We start from the raw sequence: 13,960 nt of genomic DNA, 5'->3' as shown, positions 1-13,960 counted from the left end.
AACAACTTTGAACGTTCTTTTTGTCTGCAGTCGAAACCAATGGCGTAGCCCAACTGGGGAACGGATCTGGCGCAAACATGCCGAGGTGCATAGCCGTTCGGCGGGAACCAGCAGCAGCGCGCGGCGGCGTTTGTCCACGGCCGACTTGAACTGGGCGGATCTTGTTCTGGTTATGGAAGATAAGCATTCAGAACGTATCCGCTCAGACTTTAGAGCTGAAGCGAGGCACAAGGATATTAGAGTTCTGGATATTCCTGATGAGTATCAGTTCATGGATGGCGAACTGGTGGAGCTTTTGAGGGATGTTGCTGGAGCAGCAATTGACGACAAACTTGCGACCTTTGGAGCCTAGCTGCATTCTTCGCATCGTTCTGCTTGTCATCTGGCTACGCATGGCGTGAATAGACCTGAGAGGTATTTACCGATGACGCATAGTTTTCCAATCCGGGTATATTATGAAGACACCGATATGGGCGGCGTGGTCTATTACGCCAACTACTTGCGCTTCATTGAACGGGCGCGCAGTGACTGGGTGCGCAATCTGGGTAATGATCAAAACGCAATGCGCGATGCCGGGTTGATCTGGGTGGTGCAGAGGGTTGAGGCGGATTACCGGGTTCCGGCACGGTTTGACGACGAGCTGCTGATCGAAACCGAGGTGCTAAAGGTCAGCCCGGCGCGGCTGATCATGGGGCAGCGGGTGATGCGCGGCGAGACCGAAATTTTCCACGCCAAAGTCACCGTTGCCTGTGTCACAGCCCAGGGAAAGCCTCAGCGGCTTCCGGCAGAGATCCGCGCATTATTGTAAGATTTTGGGCGTTAACGTCTGTTTGAATGGATTTTACCACAAATCTAGGCTAGCTTGCGGCAAGATAAGGTCAGAAAACTGGCCACAACATGAGCGAGCAGGCTAATGGAAGCAGACACTCTGGCGTTGGCGCAGGAGATTGATTTCTCTATGTGGGGGCTATTCGCGCGGGCCACACTTACCGTGAAACTGGTGATGGTGATGTTGATCGGGGCCTCGATCTGGTCCTGGGCCATCATTATCCAAAAACACATCTCATACCGTCTGGCCCGAAGCGGCGCTGATCAGTTTGATCAGGCGTTCTGGTCAGGTGAGCCACTTGATGGATTGTTTGAGCAGATCGGGGCACAGCCCGAAGAGGCCTCAAAGAAGATTTTTGCCTCTGGTATGACGGAATGGCGGCGCAGCCACCGGACAGATGGTGGCTTGATCGCAGGTGCACAGGCCCGGATCGACAGATCCATGGATGTGGCCATCGCCAAAGAAGCCGAAGCGCTGCAAAAAGGTCTGCCGATCTTGGCAACGGTCGGGTCCACTGCGCCTTTTGTGGGCTTGTTTGGGACTGTCTGGGGTATCATGACCGCGTTCATCGAGATTGCGGAACAACAGAATTCCAACCTGGCCGTTGTGGCGCCGGGCATTGCAGAGGCGCTGATGGCCACGGGTCTGGGCCTGCTGGCAGCCATTCCAGCCGTGATCTTTTACAATAAGTTGAGCGCGGATTGCGATCGTATCCTTGGCGGCTATGAAGCCTTTGCTGACGAGTTTGCAACCATCCTTAGCCGCCAGCTGGATTCCTGAGTTATGGGGGCCGCAGTACAGCAATCCTCGGACGGTGGACGCCGTCGGGGCCGTCGTCGGGGCCGTGCGCAGCCTATGGCTGAAATCAACGTGACACCGTTTGTCGACGTCATGCTGGTCCTGTTGATCATCTTCATGGTTGCCGCACCGTTGATGACTGTTGGTGTTCCCGTGGAATTGCCCAAGACAGCCGCCAGTGCCCTGCCGGGAGACCAGGAGGAGCCGTTGACGGTGACCCTGACATTGACGGGTGAAGTGCAGATCATGACAACACCGGTGTCGCGGGCTGATTTGGTAGGCAAGCTGCGGGCGATCGCGGCTGAACGCTCATCGGACCGGGTGTTTCTAAGGGCGGATGGTGGGCTACCATATGAGCAGGTCATGAAAGTCATGGGCGCGTTGAACGCCGGTGGTTTTTCGAACGTCGGGTTGGTCACGGATATTGGCGGGCCTGAATTGGCTGATCCGGCTACGGCCGGGCAATAGCGGAGCAGTACCTTGCAAACCGGGACCAAAATATCTCTGACGGCCCATGTCGGGCTGATGGGATGGGTGGTGTTTGGCGCCTGGTTTCCGTCTGAGCCATTGCCGTTTCAGGTGCAGGAAGTCTCGGTGATCAGCACGGCAGAATTTGCATTGCTAAGCCAGCAACACACCGCACCTGAAATTGCAGAGGACCTGGCTGCCCTGACTGTCCCGCAGCAGGATGCGCCAGCACCCGAGCTAACACCGCAGAGCGATGTCGAACCAGAGGCTTTGCCCCCGGAACCCATCGCCCCTCCAGCGCCAGATCCCGAGGTTGTGGATCGGCCGGAGCCCGAACCAGCCCCGGACCCAGTGCCGCAAGCCCCGGAGCCGCCTGCGTTGCCGGATATTCCTGCGCTACTGCCTGAAACAGCTGAGGCTCAGCCAGCACAACCTGCCGACCGCGTTGCCCCTGTTCCAATTGCGCCCCCTGCGCCGGATACGGCTGTGGATGATGTTGTGCAGCCGGAAATTGTGCCAGACGAAGGCTCTGAGGCCCAACAAGACGTGCAAGAAGCAACTGCGCCAGAAGCTGCAAATGATCGTATTGTGACCGAAGCCGAAGTGCAGGATGAGGCGGTTAGCGCTGCGCCGAGCCAATCGCTGCGCCCTAAAACGCGGCCCAGACGGCCAACACCGCCCGAGCCGCCGGTTGAAACAGCGACCCAGGAAACACCACCTGAACAGCCACAAGAAGAAACCAATGACGCGGTTGCTGATGCAGTGGCCGAGGCCCTGTCTGGTGGCGCGGATGTAATTGCACCCGAGCCCTCAGGGCCACCTTTGACGGATGTCGAGCTGGCAGGGTTTCGGATTGCAGTTTCAAATTGCTGGAATGTTGGCTCTTTGTCGAGCGAAGCGTTGCGGACCACTGTTGTGGTTGGTTTCTCCCTCAGCCAGGAAAGCAAGCCGGACATTGGCACGATCCGGATGTTGTCGAGCACGGGTGGGTCTGGGACCGCCGCTAAACAAGCATACGAGGCCGCACGACGGGCGATTATTCGCTGCGGGGCAAAGGGGTTCCAACTTCCCCCTGAAAAATATGGTCAATGGCGCGATATTGAAATGACGTTCAATCCGGAAAGGATGCGGATCAAATGAGGACTTTTCTGACGGGTGTTCTGCTGGCGGCAACGCTTATGGCTCCAGCTGGAGCCGTTGTAGCGCAAAACGGGCCTTTGCGAATTGAAATCACCGACGGGGTGATTGAACCGCTGCCCTATGCGGTGCCCAGCTTTGTCCCCGAAACCGCCGCTGCAGCGGAGTTATCGACGCAGATTGCACAGGTGATTGCCTCCGATCTGAGCGGCACCGGGTTGTTTCGCGAAATCCCGGCCTCGGCGCATATCTCCAAAGTCACAGATTTTAACGCGCCGGTGCAATATGCCGATTGGAAGGCCGTGAATGCTCAGGCTCTGATCACCGGGGCGGTCAGCGTCAATGGCAATCGGCTGACAGTGCGGTTTCGCGGCTATGATGTGTTTGCTGACAAAGAGTTGGATGGCGGCGGATTGCAATTCACCGGCACCACCGAAGGCTGGCGCAGAATGGCCCATAAAGTTGCGGATTCGATCTATACCAGGATTACCGGTGAGGGCGGTTACTTCGACAGCCGGGTTGTCTATGTCTCGGAAAATGGGCCCAAGAACGACCGGCGCAAGCGGTTGGCGATCATGGATTACGATGGGGCCAATGTTCAATACCTGACTAACAGCGCCTCTATCGTGCTGGCACCGCGGTTCTCACCAACCGGTGACCGGGTGCTCTATACCAGCTATGAGAGCGGTTTTCCACAGATCCATGTGATGGATGTAGGGCAGGTGAAACGTCGGGTTCTGTCCACGGATGATGGGATCATGAGTTTTGCGCCGCGGTTTTCCCCAGATGGTCGCACCGTTGTGTACTCGCAGTCGCAGGGCGGCAATACTGATCTTTTCACAATGGACATCGCCAGCGGCAAGCGCACACGGTTGACCAGTGCGCCGTCCATCGAAACAGCGCCGTCCTTTTCACCAGATGGCAGTCAGATCGTCTTTGAAAGCGATCGCTCGGGCAGCCAGCAACTATATGTTATGGCCGCAACCGGCGGGGATGCACGCCGGATCAGTCACGGTAAAGGACGCTATGGCACCCCGGTTTGGTCACCGCGCGGCGATCTGCTCGCCTTTACCAAACAGAACAAAGGACGGTTCCACATCGGCGTGATGCGCACGGATGGCGGAGAAGAACGGCTGTTGACGGCCTCGTTCCTGGATGAAGGGCCGACCTGGTCTCCAAATGGGCGTGTGATCATGTTCACCCGTGAAACTCAGGGCGCCAATGGGCGGGCCTTGCTCTATTCGGTGGATATCTCGGGGCGGAACCTAAAACCGGTGCGAACCCCAGATGGGGCCTCGGACCCGGCCTGGTCGCCATTGCAAAAGTAAGAAGCAGATCAGCCCCATGGCAAGGCAAAATAGCCTGTGATAGGGTCAACGAAATATAGAGTAACAGCATGAGGCTGACATCATGAGTGGTTTAACAAAAGCAATTCTGGTTATTTCGGCACTGGGTCTTTCGGCCTGTACCAACGCGGCCTGGGATAACAGCAATACAACAGACCTGAATTCAGGTGGCGCGGCAGGTGTCGCGGACCAGACCAGCCCGGCCTATTTCCAGCAGGAAATTGGCGACCGGGTGCTGTTTGTGGTGAATGAGTCCGGGCTGACAACCGAGGCTCAGGGCATTCTGCTGGCGCAGGCAAATTGGTTGCTGGCCAATACCGATTACAATGCCACCATCGAAGGCCATGCAGACGAGCAGGGGACCCGCGAGTATAACCTTGCCCTCGGAGCACGCCGCGCCAATTCCGCGCGCGAGTATCTGGTGTCGCGCGGTGTCGCCGGGAGCCGCATCAAGGTTCTGACCTATGGCAAAGAGCGCCCGCTTGAAATCTGCTCGGATGAAAGCTGCTATTCGAAAAACCGCCGGGCTGTGACTATTCTGGCTGGTGGGCTGACGGGGTAAATGATGCGTCTTTATGTTCTTGCTGCTGTTGCGGCTGTTAGCCTCTTTCCTGTCGGCCTGCGGGCACAGGATCAGCAAACTCTGGCAGATATCCGCCAGGAACTCACGGTTCTACATGTCGAAATCCAGCGCTTGAAACGCGAGTTGTCGACCACGGGGGCGCCTGCCACCAATCTGGGTGGCAATACGGTGTTGGACCGGGTTGGCGCCATTGAAAATGCATTGCAGGGGCTGACCTCTCAGACGGAGCAGCTGGAACATCGGATCAACAGCGTGGTGACGGATGGCACCAACCGTATTGGGGATCTGGAATTCAGACTGGTCGAACTGGAAGGCGGCGATATCAGTCAGCTTGGTGAAACTTCGACACTGGGCGGCGGCATCGAAACGCTTCCAACCACTGGAGAGAGCACCATTGATACCTCGGGCGAGCTGGCACTGGGTGAGCGGGCTGACTTTGACGCTGCCATGGCAGCACTGACTGAAGAAAACTATCAGGATGCGGCAGCGCGGTTTGCCAGCTTCAATGTGACCTATCCCGGCAGCCCGCTGGCCGTCGAGGCCCACTTTAACCGCGGTAAGTCACTAAACGGATTGGGCGTCACTAAAGAGGCAGGACATGCATTCCTGGCTGCCTTTAGTGCCAGTCCCACTGGGCCGATGGCGCCACAAGCGCTGCTTGAGCTTGGCTACACACTTCGGAATTTGGGTCAAACCAGCCAAGCTTGTATCACACTATCCGAGATCAAGGCCCGGTTTCCCGAATCGGAGATTGTTCCAGCAGCCGAGCAGGAGAGGGCGAGCCTAGGCTGTTCTTGACCTAAGAGATGCAGAATATGAATTTACTATCGGAGGTGCGGGGTCATTTTATGACGCCGCTGCCTCGCCGTTTGGGGGTCGCCTTGTCAGGCGGGGGCGATTCGATGGCTCTGCTGCATATCCTGATGCAGTGCTTTCAGGGGCAAGATGTCGAAATACTGGCCGCAACCGTCGATCATGGGCTGCGCGCGGATTCAGCGCAGGAAGCTCAGCAGGTCTCCGAGATGGCCACCAAACTGGGCGTTGATCACGAAGTTTTGCAATGGCAGGGCTGGCAAGGCGATGGCAACCTGCAAGACCAGGCACGACAAGCGCGATACCAACTGTTGGAGGCATGGGCCAGCCGCAATGACATCCCGGTTCTGGCGCTGGGGCATACCGCAGATGATCAGGCGGAAACCGTGTTGATGCGGCTGGCGCGATCTGCTGGGGTCGATGGGTTGTCGGCAATTCCTGTCCGTCGCCAATTGGAGAAGGTAACCCTGCTTCGCCCCTTACTGGCGGTGACACGGGCACAGTTGCGCGACTATCTCACCGCGCTTGATCAGACCTGGATCGAGGATCCTTCAAATCATGATCAGAGGTTCGAACGGGTTCGGATCCGTCAGGCAATGGACCTGCTAGAGCCATTAGGCCTGTCCACGGCTGCCTTGTCGACGGTTGCAGAGAATATGGCCACGGCACGGGAAGCACTTGAACACTATAGCTTTATCGCAGCACGAGACGTCGCGCAGATTGTTTCGGGGGCGGTGGTTCTGGATCAGTCCAAGCTGGGCGGTCTGCCAGATGAAATTTTGCACCGGGTGCTAACGCGAGCCTTGCAATGGGTTTCGGGGGCGACTTACCCCCTGCGTCGCCGGGTTATGGGTGAGGCACTTGAAGCGGTTCGTTCAGGCGGTTCACTGACGCTTGGGGGTTGCCGCATCTTGGGCCGTGCGGGACGAGTCTGGATTTGCCGCGAGCTTAACGCGGTACGTGAAGAGGCTGTCCAGCCCGGTCAACTGTGGGACAATCGCTGGCTCTTGTCTGGTGGTGACCCCTCAGGTATTGAGGTGCGGTCGCTGGGCAAGGCGGGCCTGTTGCTTTGCCCGAACTGGCGCCAACTGGGATGTCCCGGAGTGGTGCTTGAAGCGACGCCAGCCCTGTGGACCGCGCAGGAATTGGTGGCTGCTCCACTGGCGGCAATGGGCAACAAATGGACGGCTAAAACGGCAAAATCTGGCGAAGAGTTCTATGCAAGCCTTTTATCGCATTGAACCTGCCCGAATGATCCTTATTTTAGTGTCAAAGCAGGCGCGCCGAATGGCACGCTTCGAAAACTAGGAGAGCTGCCTTGGGCAACGCACGTAATATCGCCTTCTGGGTTATTCTGTTTCTGCTGGTCTTGGCCCTGTTCAATATGTTCAGCGGCTCGAGCAGCACGATGCAGAGCCAGGAAAGAACCTTTTCCGACTTCGTCACCGCCGTTGAAGGAGGTGGCGTGAGCAATGTCATCCTGGACGGCGAACAGATTCGGTTCTCCGGCTCCGACGGCAATACCTATGTCACCATCAAGCCATCAGATGCCGAAGTGACAAAGTTGCTGATCGAGAACAACATCCCTGTCCGTGCTGAAAAGCAGGCCCAATCCGGGTTTCAGGCCTTCCTTCTGACATTGTTGCCCTTCCTGCTGCTGATCGGTGTTTGGGTCTACTTTATGAACCGGATGCAGGGTGGCGGCAAAGGTGGCGCCATGGGCTTTGGTAAGTCCAAGGCCAAGATGCTGACCGAAAAGCATGGCCGCGTAACATTTGATGACGTTGCCGGTATCGACGAAGCCAAGGAAGAGCTGGAAGAGATCGTAGAATTCCTGCGTAATCCGCAGAAATTCTCGCGTTTGGGCGGCAAGATCCCCAAAGGTGCGCTGCTGGTGGGCCCTCCGGGTACTGGTAAAACGCTACTGGCCCGTGCCATCGCCGGTGAAGCAGGTGTGCCGTTCTTCACCATTTCAGGTTCTGATTTTGTTGAAATGTTCGTTGGTGTGGGTGCATCCCGTGTGCGCGACATGTTCGAGCAGGCGAAAAAGAATGCGCCTTGTATCGTGTTCATCGATGAAATTGACGCTGTAGGTCGCCACCGTGGTGCAGGTTATGGCGGAGGTAACGACGAACGTGAGCAGACATTGAACCAATTGCTGGTTGAGATGGACGGTTTCGAGGCCAACGAAGGTGTAATCATTCTGGCCGCGACCAACCGTAAAGACGTTCTTGACCCAGCCCTGCTGCGTCCGGGTCGTTTTGACCGGAACGTGACTGTTGGTAACCCTGACATCAAAGGCCGTGAGAAGATTTTGGGCGTGCACGCACGCAAGACTCCGCTGGGCCCTGACGTGGACCTGCGCATCATTGCACGTGGTACTCCGGGTTTCTCGGGTGCGGATCTGGCCAATCTGGTGAATGAGGCTGCCCTGATGGCGGCCCGCATTGGCCGTCGCTTTGTCACCATGGACGATTTTGAAAGCGCCAAGGACAAGGTCATGATGGGCGCCGAGCGTCGATCGATGGTGATGACGCAGGAACAGAAGGAAATGACTGCCTACCACGAGGCTGGCCACGCGGTTGTGGGGATTTCCCTACCCAAGTGTGACCCGGTTTATAAGGCGACGATCATTCCGCGTGGTGGTGCATTGGGCATGGTGATGAGCCTGCCTGAGTTTGACCGCCTGAATATGTTCAAGGAAGAATGTCACCAGCGCTTGGCGATGACGATGGCGGGTAAGGCTGCTGAAATCATCAAATACGGTGAGAGCGAAGTGTCCAACGGTCCTGCCGGTGATATCCAGCAAGCCTCCGGACTGGCGCGCGCCATGGTAATGCAGTGGGGCATGTCCGACAAAGTTGGCAACATTGACTACCAAGAGGCCGCTGCCGGCTATCAAAACAACGGTGGCGCTGGCGGGTTCTCTGTCTCTGCTGCGACCAAAGAACTGATCGAAGAAGAAGTCAAACGTCTGATCGACGAAGGTTATGCGCGGGCGCGCAAGATCTTGACTGACAACAACGAAGGTTTTGAACGTCTGGCGCAGGGTTTGTTGGAATATGAAACGCTGACCGGCGAAGAGATCAAACGCGTCATGAATGGCGAGTTGCCCAGTGCAAACGATGACGAAGATGACGACGCTGATCAGGGCAATGCCTCGGTTACGGCCGTTCCCAAGGCCAAGCCGAAGAAGTCACCACCCGAGGGTGACATGGAACCAGAACCTTCGGCCTAAATTAGGCAAAGTTCACAAAAGGCCGCGCTTTGCGCGGCCTTTTTGTTTGCAGCTACACCATCAATTGTGTACTATGGTATACAATGACTGATGTGGCTGATTAGAGAGATATAATGAGCGAGCTTGACTGGAAGCCGGACCTGTACGGGCAGTTTGCAGGGCTTCGATTGCGACCTGCGCTTGATCTGCTAATGCGCATCGGATCATTGCCTGACGGCGGTATATGCGATCTGGGTTGTGGGGCAGGGACCGTCGGGCCGATCTTGGCAACCCGGTTTCGGGGTAGACAGTTAGTTGGGGTAGACAGTTCCCCGGCTATGCTGGCAAAAGCAGCTGCGCTTGATATCTATGATGATCTGGTCGAAGCAGATGTTGCACACTGGGAATCAGAGACCTCACCGGCTCTTATTTTTTGCAACGCAGTTCTTCACTGGCTACCCGATCATGATGCGTTGCTGCCAAGGTTGGTGGCAATGCTGCCAGCAGGCGGAATTCTTGCGGTTCAACTGCCCAATCAGAACCAAGCGCCATCACACCAGTTGTGGCATGATCTGGTTGATCGCCATTACCCCGGGCGTTTCGATTCACAGTCGGGGCCGGGGATCCTGAAAGCGACAGAGTACCATGCGTTACTTTCACAATTTGGCAGTGTTGATGTTTGGGAAACGGACTATCTGCAACACCTGCCGCCTGCTGACGAAGGGCATCCCGTTCGCAGGTTCACCGAGTCAACGTTTGCGAGGCCCGTGCTAGCCACCTTGCAGCAGGCTGAGCAAAAACATCTGATTGAGCTTTACGATGCTGAAATCGAAACGGTTTACCCGCGTAAGGCAGATGGATCGGTCTTGTTTTCTTTCCGACGGCTCTTTTTCAAGCTGGACATTCCGACCTAGAACGGGCCGTGTTGGCAAAACTGATAACCAGACCGCGCTAGGGGAAAAGACATGCCAACGTTGATCGAAACTGAATTTCAGGGTGTGATTACATGGCTCGGGCACGTCGCTGCAAATGACGGATTAAGAGCCAAACCAGTTTCAACTATGGATCTAGGGTTTGAGGGCGATGCAGGGGCGCGGCATGCCGGCGCAAATCGCGAGTCCTGTGTGCGGGTGAAGAACCTTTATCCTCAGGGAACTGAAATTCGCAACGTACGGCAACTGAGCATCCTGTCCGAGGAAGAGTTGGCATTGATCGCCGCTGACATGGGGATGGAGAAGGTGGACCCGGCGCATCTGGGCGTGTCGATTGTGGTGCGCGGTATTCCGGATTTTACCTTTGTGCCACCGGCATCGCGACTGCAGGGCCCAGATGGGGTGACTGTGGTTACAGATACAGAAAACCGGCCCTGCATCTTTCCAGCCAAGGAAATTGAAAAAGATCACGCGGGATTTGGTCCAAAATTTAAGCCCGCTGCAAAGAACCGCAGGGGAATCACGGCTTGGGTTGAACGGCCCGGAAAATTGGTCGTTGGCCAGCCGCTGCGACTTTTTATTCCAGATCAGCGCGCTTGGACGCCATAAATGGAATAGGTGTTTTTGCTGGGTATCTAATTCGAAACCTGTCGCAGAGCTGACGCCGCTTCGCGTCCTGAAAATGTCGGAAATCACATGCTGAAATGACGCTGGGCCAGCTATGGCTTGATTAGCGTCGGCAAAACTGCCGCAAAAAGTTTCAACACTTGAGATCAAGGGTCAGGGTCATGAGCTACAAAAGCGATATCGAAATTGCGCGTGAAGCGCAAAAGCGTCCCATCCAGGAAATTGGTGAAAAGCTGGGCATCGCCAGCGCCGACCTGGTTCCTTATGGCCACGACAAAGCCAAAGTCGGCCAGTCGTTCATCAATTCGGTTCAGGACCGTACGGACGGCAAACTGATCCTGGTGACTGCGATCAACCCAACCCCAGCTGGTGAAGGCAAGACCACTACAACCGTTGGTCTGGGTGACGGTTTGAACCGCATTGGCAAAAACGCCATGGTTTGTATCCGCGAGGCATCCTTGGGTCCAAACTTTGGCATGAAGGGTGGCGCTGCTGGTGGCGGCTACGCGCAGGTTGTTCCGATGGAGGACATGAACCTGCACTTCACCGGTGACTTCCACGCGATCACCTCGGCCCACTCGCTGCTGTCGGCGATGATCGACAACCACATCTATTGGGGCAATGCGCTGGAAATCGATACCCGTCGTGTGGCTTGGCGTCGTGTGGTCGACATGAACGACCGTGCATTGCGCCAGATCACTGCGTCTTTGGGCGGTGTGTCCAACGGTTTCCCACGCGAAACCGGTTTTGACATCACTGTGGCCTCCGAAGTGATGGCGATCCTGTGTCTGGCCAACAACCTGGAAGACCTGCAGAAACGTCTGGGCGACATCATCGTTGCCTATCGCCGTGATCGCACCCCGGTTTATTGCCGCGACATCGAAGCAGATGGCGCCATGACCGTGCTGCTGAAAGATGCGATGCAGCCAAACCTGGTGCAGACACTGGAAAACAACCCAGCGTTTGTCCACGGTGGTCCATTTGCCAACATCGCGCACGGTTGTAACTCGGTTATCGCAACCAAGACTGCGCTGAAGGTGGCGGATTATGTTGTCACCGAAGCTGGCTTTGGTGCTGATCTGGGTGCCGAGAAGTTCATGAACATCAAGTGCCGCAAGGCCGGACTGGCGCCATCAGTGGTGGTTCTGGTTGCGACTGTGCGTGCGATGAAGATGAACGGTGGCGTCGCTAAGGCCGATCTGGGCACTGAAAACGTTGAGGCAGTGCAGTCGGGTTGTGCAAACCTTGGTCGTCACATCGAGAACCTCAAGAGCTTTGGTGTTCCGGTTGTTGTCGCGATCAACCACTTTGTCACGGATACCGATGCCGAAGTGCAGGCCATCAAGGATTTTGTGGTCGCGCAGGGCTCCGAGGCGATCCTGTCGCGTCACTGGGAGCTGGGCTCCGAAGGGTCGGCTGATCTGGCAACCCGTGTGGCTGAAATTGCCGATGCGGATATGGCTAACTTTGCGCCGATCTATCCGGATGACATGCCACTGTTTGAAAAGATCGAAACCGTCGCCAAGCGTATCTATCGCGCTGACGAAGTTCTGGCTGACGCCAAGATCCGCAAGCAGTTGCACGAATGGGAAGAGCAGGGCTACGGCAATCTGCCGGTTTGTATGGCCAAAACGCAGTACTCGTTCTCGACTGATCCGACACTGCGTGGCGCGCCGGTTGGCCATTCGGTGCCGGTTCGTGAAGTGCGGCTGTCGGCCGGCGCTGGGTTCATCGTTGTAGTCTGTGGTGACATCATGACCATGCCCGGCCTGCCACGTAATCCAGCAGCCAAAAGCATCTGCCTGAATGACACAGGTGAGATCGAAGGCTTGTTCTAAGTTGCAAAATACGCTTTCTGCGGCCCGGGGGATCCCCGGGCCGCAGGAGTTTGAGACATGACCCAATTGACTTCACCTCACGCATGCACGGACATGAGCGCCGTGCGGGCTGAAATCGACAAACTGGATGCCACATTGGTTTCGCTTTTGCGTGAACGGGCGGCTTATATCGACCGGGCAATTGCGCTAAAGCAAATTAACGGTTGGCCAGCACGTATACCACAGCGGGTAGAAGATGTGGTCAGCAAGGTACGCGACGCTGCTGGTGATGAAGGGCTGGACCCGGAGCTGGTGGACACGCTGTGGCGGCACCTGATTGACTGGTCAATTGCGCGAGAAGCGCGGGTCATACGGGAAATTTGAACGGGCTTCTTTCAAAGCTCGGGGGAAAGGGAAAGAACAATGGCAGCAAGTATTATTGACGGTAAGGCCTTTGCCGCCACCGTGCGTGAAAAAGTGGCAGGACATGTTGCCCGCCTGAAAGAAGAGAATGACATCACGCCAGGTTTGGCTGTGGTTCTGGTGGGCATGGATCCTGCATCTGAGGTTTATGTCGCGGCCAAACACAAGAGCACGGTCGAGGCTGGTATGGCTTCGTTTGAGCACAAGCTGCCTGCGGATACCTCCGAAGAAGACCTGTTTGCGCTGATCGACGAGCTGAACGCGGACCCGAAGGTGCATGGCATCCTTTGCCAATTCCCGGTCCCGGACCACCTGAACGAACGCCGCGTGGTGGCCCGCATCGATCCGTCTAAGGACGTGGATGGTCTGAGCGTGGTAAACGCGGGCCTGCTGGCAAGTGGAGAAAAGGGCCTTGTGTCCTGCACACCGCTGGGTTGCCTGATGCTGCTGCGCGATCAGGTGGGTAACATGTCGGGCAAGAATGCAGTGGTGATCGGTCGTTCGAACCTCTTTGGTAAGCCGATGGCGCAGCTACTGCTGAAGGAAAGCTGCACCGTCACCATCGCCCACTCTCGTACGCAGGATTTGGCCGAAGTCTGTCGTCGCGCCGATATTCTGGTTGCGGCTGTTGGCCGGGCCGAGATGGTCAAAGGTGACTGGGTGAAACCCGGTGCCACGGTGATCGACGTCGGCATCACCCGCATCCCACATCCAGAAAAGCCCGGTAAGACCAAGCTACTGGGCGACGTCGACTTCGCCGAGGCAGCTGAGGTCGCCAGCGCCATCACGCCGGTGCCGGGCGGTGTTGGTCCAATGACCATTGCCTGCCTGCTGGCCAATACCGTTACGGCATGTTGTCGGGCCAATGGCTTAGCTGAGCCAGAGGGGCTGACCGCCTGATCCTGCGCCAATGGTGACGCCGGATTTGAGTATTTAAGGCAAAAAGAAACAAGGGCGGCTCGTGAGGGCC

The 13,960-nt window shown here is 56.6% G+C and carries 15 protein-coding genes; all 15 read left to right on the top strand.

What is annotated here, in order from left to right:
• The first annotated feature begins 7 nt into the window (after positions 1–7).
• The 15 genes from FEE96_RS18375 (at position 8) to folD (ending at position 13,890) form a co-directional block, all read left to right on the top strand.
• Positions 8–352: a low molecular weight protein tyrosine phosphatase family protein gene (locus tag FEE96_RS18375; RefSeq protein WP_138164587.1), complete on the top strand. Its 345-nt coding sequence runs from the start codon at positions 8–10 to the stop codon at positions 350–352.
• A gap of 72 nt (positions 353–424) precedes the next feature.
• Entirely contained in the window at positions 425–808 is a 384-nt protein-coding gene (gene ybgC / locus FEE96_RS18370; protein WP_138164586.1) for a tol-pal system-associated acyl-CoA thioesterase, read from the top strand.
• A 105-nt stretch (positions 809–913) separates the two neighbouring features.
• On the top strand, positions 914–1,609 hold the full coding sequence (gene tolQ, locus FEE96_RS18365; RefSeq protein WP_138164585.1) for a protein TolQ: 696 nt from the start codon (positions 914–916) through the stop codon (positions 1,607–1,609).
• 3 nt (positions 1,610–1,612) lie between these two features.
• Positions 1,613–2,095 (top strand): protein TolR, encoded by a 483-nt coding sequence (tolR, locus tag FEE96_RS18360; protein ID WP_138164584.1) that lies wholly within the window; start codon positions 1,613–1,615, stop codon positions 2,093–2,095.
• A 12-nt stretch (positions 2,096–2,107) separates the two neighbouring features.
• On the top strand, positions 2,108–3,235 hold the full coding sequence (locus tag FEE96_RS18355) for an energy transducer TonB (RefSeq protein WP_138164583.1): 1,128 nt from the start codon (positions 2,108–2,110) through the stop codon (positions 3,233–3,235).
• Positions 3,232–4,560, top strand: coding sequence for a Tol-Pal system beta propeller repeat protein TolB (tolB, locus tag FEE96_RS18350; RefSeq protein ID WP_138164582.1), 1,329 nt, complete (start codon positions 3,232–3,234; stop codon positions 4,558–4,560). The genes FEE96_RS18355 and tolB overlap by 4 nt, the downstream gene beginning before the upstream one ends.
• Positions 4,561–4,642: 82 nt before the next feature.
• Entirely contained in the window at positions 4,643–5,140 is a 498-nt protein-coding gene (pal, locus tag FEE96_RS18345) for a peptidoglycan-associated lipoprotein Pal (protein ID WP_138164581.1), read from the top strand.
• Between the two features lie 3 nt (positions 5,141–5,143).
• The gene (ybgF, locus tag FEE96_RS18340) at positions 5,144–5,959 is read left to right on the top strand and encodes a tol-pal system protein YbgF (protein ID WP_138164709.1); all 816 of its coding nucleotides are present in this window, start codon (positions 5,144–5,146) and stop codon (positions 5,957–5,959) included.
• A 50-nt stretch (positions 5,960–6,009) separates the two neighbouring features.
• Complete coding sequence (gene tilS / locus FEE96_RS18335; protein WP_246079513.1) at positions 6,010–7,215, top strand: tRNA lysidine(34) synthetase TilS; 1,206 nt, start codon at positions 6,010–6,012, stop codon at positions 7,213–7,215.
• Between the two features lie 77 nt (positions 7,216–7,292).
• The gene (gene ftsH / locus FEE96_RS18330) at positions 7,293–9,212 is read left to right on the top strand and encodes an ATP-dependent zinc metalloprotease FtsH (protein WP_138164579.1); all 1,920 of its coding nucleotides are present in this window, start codon (positions 7,293–7,295) and stop codon (positions 9,210–9,212) included.
• A gap of 113 nt (positions 9,213–9,325) precedes the next feature.
• Positions 9,326–10,105 carry a methyltransferase domain-containing protein gene (locus FEE96_RS18325; RefSeq protein ID WP_138164578.1) on the top strand — a complete coding sequence of 260 codons (780 nt, stop codon included), beginning with the start codon at positions 9,326–9,328 and terminating at the stop codon, positions 10,103–10,105.
• Positions 10,106–10,156: 51 nt separating this feature from the next.
• Positions 10,157–10,732 (top strand): MOSC domain-containing protein, encoded by a 576-nt coding sequence (locus FEE96_RS18320; protein WP_138164577.1) that lies wholly within the window; start codon positions 10,157–10,159, stop codon positions 10,730–10,732.
• A 179-nt stretch (positions 10,733–10,911) separates the two neighbouring features.
• On the top strand, positions 10,912–12,588 hold the full coding sequence (locus FEE96_RS18315; RefSeq protein ID WP_138164576.1) for a formate--tetrahydrofolate ligase: 1,677 nt from the start codon (positions 10,912–10,914) through the stop codon (positions 12,586–12,588).
• 57 nt (positions 12,589–12,645) lie between these two features.
• Positions 12,646–12,951 (top strand): chorismate mutase, encoded by a 306-nt coding sequence (locus tag FEE96_RS18310; RefSeq protein WP_138164575.1) that lies wholly within the window; start codon positions 12,646–12,648, stop codon positions 12,949–12,951.
• Positions 12,952–12,990: 39 nt separating this feature from the next.
• Positions 12,991–13,890 (top strand): bifunctional methylenetetrahydrofolate dehydrogenase/methenyltetrahydrofolate cyclohydrolase FolD, encoded by a 900-nt coding sequence (gene folD, locus FEE96_RS18305; protein WP_138164574.1) that lies wholly within the window; start codon positions 12,991–12,993, stop codon positions 13,888–13,890.
• Positions 13,891–13,960 lie beyond the last annotated feature (70 nt).

The organism is Parasedimentitalea maritima, assembly GCF_005771405.1.
GTDB classification, from domain to species: domain Bacteria; phylum Pseudomonadota; class Alphaproteobacteria; order Rhodobacterales; family Rhodobacteraceae; genus Parasedimentitalea; species Parasedimentitalea maritima.
This window is presented reverse-complemented; position numbering and strand designations above follow the sequence as displayed.

Bases quoted from the DNA above. Each gene is read 5' to 3' on its own strand.
- pal (WP_138164581.1), top strand. From the start codon at position 4,643: ATGAGTGGTTTAACAAAAGCAATTCTGGTTATTTCGGCACTGGGTCTT.
- FEE96_RS18310 (WP_138164575.1), top strand. From the start codon at position 12,646: ATGACCCAATTGACTTCACCTCACGCATGCACGGACATGAGCGCCGTG.
- folD (WP_138164574.1), top strand. From the start codon at position 12,991: ATGGCAGCAAGTATTATTGACGGTAAGGCCTTTGCCGCCACCGTGCGT.
- tilS (WP_246079513.1), top strand. From the start codon at position 6,010: ATGACGCCGCTGCCTCGCCGTTTGGGGGTCGCCTTGTCAGGCGGGGGC.
- tolR (WP_138164584.1), top strand. From the start codon at position 1,613: ATGGGGGCCGCAGTACAGCAATCCTCGGACGGTGGACGCCGTCGGGGC.
- ybgF (WP_138164709.1), top strand. From the start codon at position 5,144: ATGCGTCTTTATGTTCTTGCTGCTGTTGCGGCTGTTAGCCTCTTTCCT.
- ybgC (WP_138164586.1), top strand. From the start codon at position 425: ATGACGCATAGTTTTCCAATCCGGGTATATTATGAAGACACCGATATG.
- FEE96_RS18320 (WP_138164577.1), top strand. From the start codon at position 10,157: ATGCCAACGTTGATCGAAACTGAATTTCAGGGTGTGATTACATGGCTC.
- tolQ (WP_138164585.1), top strand. From the start codon at position 914: ATGGAAGCAGACACTCTGGCGTTGGCGCAGGAGATTGATTTCTCTATG.
- tolB (WP_138164582.1), top strand. From the start codon at position 3,232: ATGAGGACTTTTCTGACGGGTGTTCTGCTGGCGGCAACGCTTATGGCT.
- FEE96_RS18315 (WP_138164576.1), top strand. From the start codon at position 10,912: ATGAGCTACAAAAGCGATATCGAAATTGCGCGTGAAGCGCAAAAGCGT.
- FEE96_RS18325 (WP_138164578.1), top strand. From the start codon at position 9,326: ATGAGCGAGCTTGACTGGAAGCCGGACCTGTACGGGCAGTTTGCAGGG.